Below are 4,349 nucleotides of genomic sequence, written 5' to 3'. Positions count from 1 at the left end.
CCCGGCGGGCGCCGCCCCGCCGCCCCGTACGCCGACGGCCGCCGGGAGGGAGAGCGCCAGCAGCAGCCCGCCGGCGGCGAGCGCGGTGGTCAGGACGGGGCGCACGCGGGCTGTCGCCCGCCGCCGGGGTGGTGCCAGGCGGAGGAACACGGGGGTCTCCCTGGGGGGCCGGGCGTTGGTTAGGCAACTTTCCTAACAGTCTTTGGACGCTAGAGACGTGAATGCGACATGTCAACACCGCCGCGCCGCGCGAGAGCACGCCCGTACCACCCTGGACAGCGCCGCCGCGCCGCACGAGCGCACGCCTGGATCACCAGTGACAGCACGCCACCCCACACGGGCGTGCACCCGAATCGCCCCCGTACCTCCCCCTCCCCCGTCGGCCCGCTCAGCCGTGCCAGCGCAGCACCGCGCCGAGGCCTCCCGACGGTCCCGTCATGCCCTCAGGCACCATCAGCACCTCGGTGTCCGCCGCCGCGGCCGCGCGCACCAGCGCGTCGTCCGCGCGCGCCGGCTCCGGCGAGGCCACCCCAAGCGCGCGGGCCTGGGCGCGCTGCACGGCCACCTGGTCGACACCGGGGCCCACCCACACCTCGCGGCGGGCGTCCGACCCCGTCTGTCCGATCAGCAGCGTGGCCGCCTGATGGCTGCGTACCGCCTCCACCACGGCCCGCATCCCCTCCGCCGCGCCACCTGGCGTCGAACCGTCATGGGCCCCGCCCACCCCCGGCTCCCCCGGGCGGCCCCGCGCGGCGCGGAAGAGGTCGAGGACGTCCTCCAGGTGGGTGCGGACGTATTCCTCGCGGGCGCGTTCGATCTCCGCTTCGAGCAGTTCCCGGGAGCTGCCCGCGGCCCTGCTGCCGTGCTGCGCCTGCACCGTGCTGGCGCGCAGCGGCTCGGGCAGCCGGTCGTGCACGGCCCTGCGCTCACGCGGGTCGCCGGCCAGGACCAGCAGCCGCGCGTCGCTCTCCGGCCACCGCCGCGCGAGCTCGTCGGCGACGACGTCCGCGGTCTGGTCCAAGGTGTTCTCGACCCGGTTCCGGTAGTGCCACTCGTACCGGTCGGCGGGCACGGAGCGGTGTCCGCGCCCCTGCGGCGGTCCGCCGCTCGCCCGGCCCACGGGGCGCGGGCCGGCGGCGTCGAGCAGTTCGAGATCGGCTCCGGAGCGGTCGACGCGGGCCACCAGGCAGGAGGGCCACTCGCCGCGCAGCGAGGCCAGCGGCGCGACCCGGGGAAGCACCGACCAGGAGGTGTCCACGTCGCGTGGCGAAGTGGCCAGCGGAAGGTCGAGGACCACTTCCCCGCCCGCCGCGAACAGCGCCCGCCCCGCGGACGGCCGCGCCGTCCGCTCGCCCGCCAGCCGCTGCACCAGCGCCTCGCGCGTGGCGGCGTCGGCGCCCTGCCGGGTGAGCTGGTCGCAGACGAACCGCTCACGCAGCCTGCGCCGGGTGGGCGCGTCCTCGGTCGCGCGCGAGGTGTCCAGATAGACGCAGGCCCAGGGACCCGGGCGGTCGAACAGCGGCTTCAGGAATCCAACATCCATGACCTCCCCCATCCCGGGGAAACGCACGAGAGCCGGGGCGCACCCGGAGGAATCCGGAGCCCCCGCCCCGTTCCTGAACCCCAGGATCCCTCCACCGGTCCCCGAGCGCCAGGCACGTCCTGGCGCGCCATCGACGAGCTGTCCCGCCTAGAATTGACGGTGTGACTCGCTCCAACGAGGAGGTCGAGGCGCTGCTTCGGGAGTACGCGGACCTCCTTCTGATCACCGGCGGGGACGCGTTCAAGGCGCGTGCCTACGAGAAGGCCGCCCGGGCGATCGGCGGCTACCCACGCGATGTGTCGGAGCTCGACGCGAAGGGGTTGCGGGAGATCCCCGGGGTGGGCAAGTCGATCGCCGACAAGGTCGTGGAGTATCTGCGCACCGGCAGCGTGCCCGCCGTCGACGAGGTGCGCGCAGCGATCCCGGCCGGGGTGCGACAGCTGACCGCCATCCCGGCCCTCGGGCCGAAGAAGGCCATGCTGCTGTACGAGGAGTTGCACATCGCGTCCATCGACCAGCTCTCCGACGCGATCCACGACCACAAGCTGCGCGATCTGAAGGGCTTCGGCCCCAAGACGGAGGAGAACATCCTCCACGGCATCGCCCTCATGCAGGCCGCCGGGGACCGGGTCCCGCTGAACGCGGCCATGAGCGTGGCCGATGACATCGTGGCCGAGCTGTCCCGGGTGACCGGCTGCGAGGCCTGCGAGTACGCGGGGTCCCTGCGGCGGATGAAGGAGACCGTCGGCGATATCGACATCCTGGTCGCGGCGGACGAATCGATCCCCTTCATGGAGGCCTTCACCCGGCTGCCGTACACCGCCGAGGTCATCGCGCACGGGGAGAAGAAGACCTCGATCCGCACCACCAAGGGACTGCAGGTGGACCTGCGAGTGCTACCCCTGGACTCCTGGGGCGCGGGGTTGCTGTACTTCACCGGGTCCAAGGCCCACAACATCCGCGTCCGCGCGATCGCGATGCGCCACGGCCTCAAGCTCTCCGAGTACGGGCTCTTCGACGCCAAGAGCGGGGAGCGGATCGCCTCGCGCAGCGAGGAGGACGTGTACGCCAGGCTCGGCATGGACTGGATCCCGCCGACGCTGCGGGAGGACCGCGGCGAGGTCGAGGCCGCCTTGAACGGGCGGCTGCCCCCACTGTTGACGGAGTCGGATCTGCGCGGCGATCTGCACACCCATACGAACCTCACCGACGGCCTCGAACCGCTGGAGGAGATGATCGCGGCGGCCCGGCGGCGCGGTTACGCGTACTACGCCGTCACCGACCACGCGCCGAAGCTGTATATGCAGCAGATGACCGATGAGAAGATCCTGGCCCAGCGCGAGCGGATCCGGGATCTGGACCGGAGGCGGGGGCGCGGCGGGATGCGGCTGCTGCACGGCGTGGAGCTGAACATCGACGTCCAGGGGGACGTGGACTGGCCCGACGACTTCCTCGAGGGCTTCGACCTGTGCGTGGCCTCGGTGCATACGCAGTTCGGCCTGGCGCGGGACGAGATGACCCGGCGGCTGCTGCGGGCCTGCGAGAATCCCAACGTCAACATCATCGGCCATCCGACGACCCGGCTGATCGGGAAGCGGCCGGGCATCGACGCCGATCTGGACGAGGTGTTCGCGGCGTGTGCCCGCACCGGCACCGCGCTGGAGATCAACGCGCACCCGGACCGGCTGGACCTGTCGGACGAGAACATCCTGCGGGCCAGGGAACACGGCGCGAAGTTCGCGGTGGACAGCGACGCGCACTCGACCCTCGACATCGACGCCCTGCGTTACGGTGTCGGGACGGCGCAGCGCGGCTGGCTGACCCCCGATGATGTGATCAACACCTGGCCGCTGACCCGGCTGCGGCGTTTTCTGCGCAAGGATCGCCAGGATCGCAAGGACGGGCACGGCTGAACACCACAGAAGACCCCGAGCATCCCGCACACCCCGCGCAGCAGGCGCCGGGCGCGGACACGCTGCGCGAGCTGGACGTGCGGGTGAGCGGCTGCCGTGCCTGCCCGCGGCTGGTGCGGTGGCGGGAGGAGGCCGCCCGTATCAAGCGCCCGGCCTATCGGGAGTGGGACTACTGGGCCCGCCCGGTGCCGGGGTTCGGACCGGAGGGCGCGGCGCTCGCCATCATCGGTCTGGCCCCGGCCGCGCACGGCGGCAACCGCACCGGCCGGATGTTCACCGGCGACCGTGCCGGGGACTTCCTGTACGCGGCGCTGCACGCGATCGGCCTGGCCAACCAGCCCGAGGCGACCCATCGGGGCGACGGCCTGGAACTGCGCGGGGTCAGGATCACCGCGCCCGTGCACTGCGCCCCGCCGGCCAACCGGCCCACGACCGGAGAGCGTGACACCTGCCGTCCCTGGCTGGTCCAGGAACTGCGGCTGCTGCGGCCGACGTTGCGCTCGGTGGTGGTGCTGGGCGGGTTCGGCTGGCAGGCGGCGCTGCCCGCGCTCGCCGCCGCCGGCTGGGAGGTGCCCCGCCCGCGCCCGTCGTTCGCACACGGTGCGCGGACCACGCTGCGGGCGGTGGGGGCGGGGGCGCCGCTGCGGGTGTTCGGCTGCTACCACGTCAGCCAGCAGAACACCTTCACCGGGCGGCTCACCCCGGCGATGCTGCAAGACGTGCTCCGCTCGGCGGCGGAGGCGGCCGGGTTGTAGCCCCTCCGTGCCGACGGAGACGGGCCGCCGACGCGTTGAGTCGTCGGCGGCCCGGGGGGGGGGGGGTCGTGGTGCCACGCACTGGGGCCGGTGGGCGCCCGGGCCCTCAGATCGGAATAGCACACCTCATAACACCAC

General features: G+C 73.1%; 3 protein-coding genes. 2 read left to right on the top strand and 1 reads right to left on the bottom strand.

Annotated elements, in window-relative coordinates; translation table 11 throughout:
* Nucleotides 1-388 precede the first annotated feature (388 nt).
* Complete coding sequence (locus tag ACWDSL_RS52150; RefSeq protein ID WP_450496658.1) at nt 389-1,543, bottom strand: baeRF2 domain-containing protein; 1,155 nt, start codon at nt 1,541-1,543, stop codon at nt 389-391.
* 161 nt (nt 1,544-1,704) lie between these two features.
* Here ACWDSL_RS52150 and polX point away from each other — a divergent pair, with 161 nt between their 5' ends.
* A complete protein-coding gene (gene polX, locus ACWDSL_RS52145; RefSeq protein ID WP_450496656.1) occupies nt 1,705-3,456 on the top strand; it encodes a DNA polymerase/3'-5' exonuclease PolX in 1,752 nt (583 codons plus the stop codon).
* An 83-nt stretch (nt 3,457-3,539) separates the two neighbouring features.
* Complete coding sequence (locus ACWDSL_RS52140; RefSeq protein ID WP_450496654.1) at nt 3,540-4,211, top strand: uracil-DNA glycosylase; 672 nt, start codon at nt 3,540-3,542, stop codon at nt 4,209-4,211.
* Nucleotides 4,212-4,349 lie beyond the last annotated feature (138 nt).

Source organism: Streptomyces sp. NPDC000941, from assembly GCF_053599555.1.
Note: the sequence above shows the minus strand (reverse complement) of the source record. Positions and strands in the feature narration are given on the sequence as shown.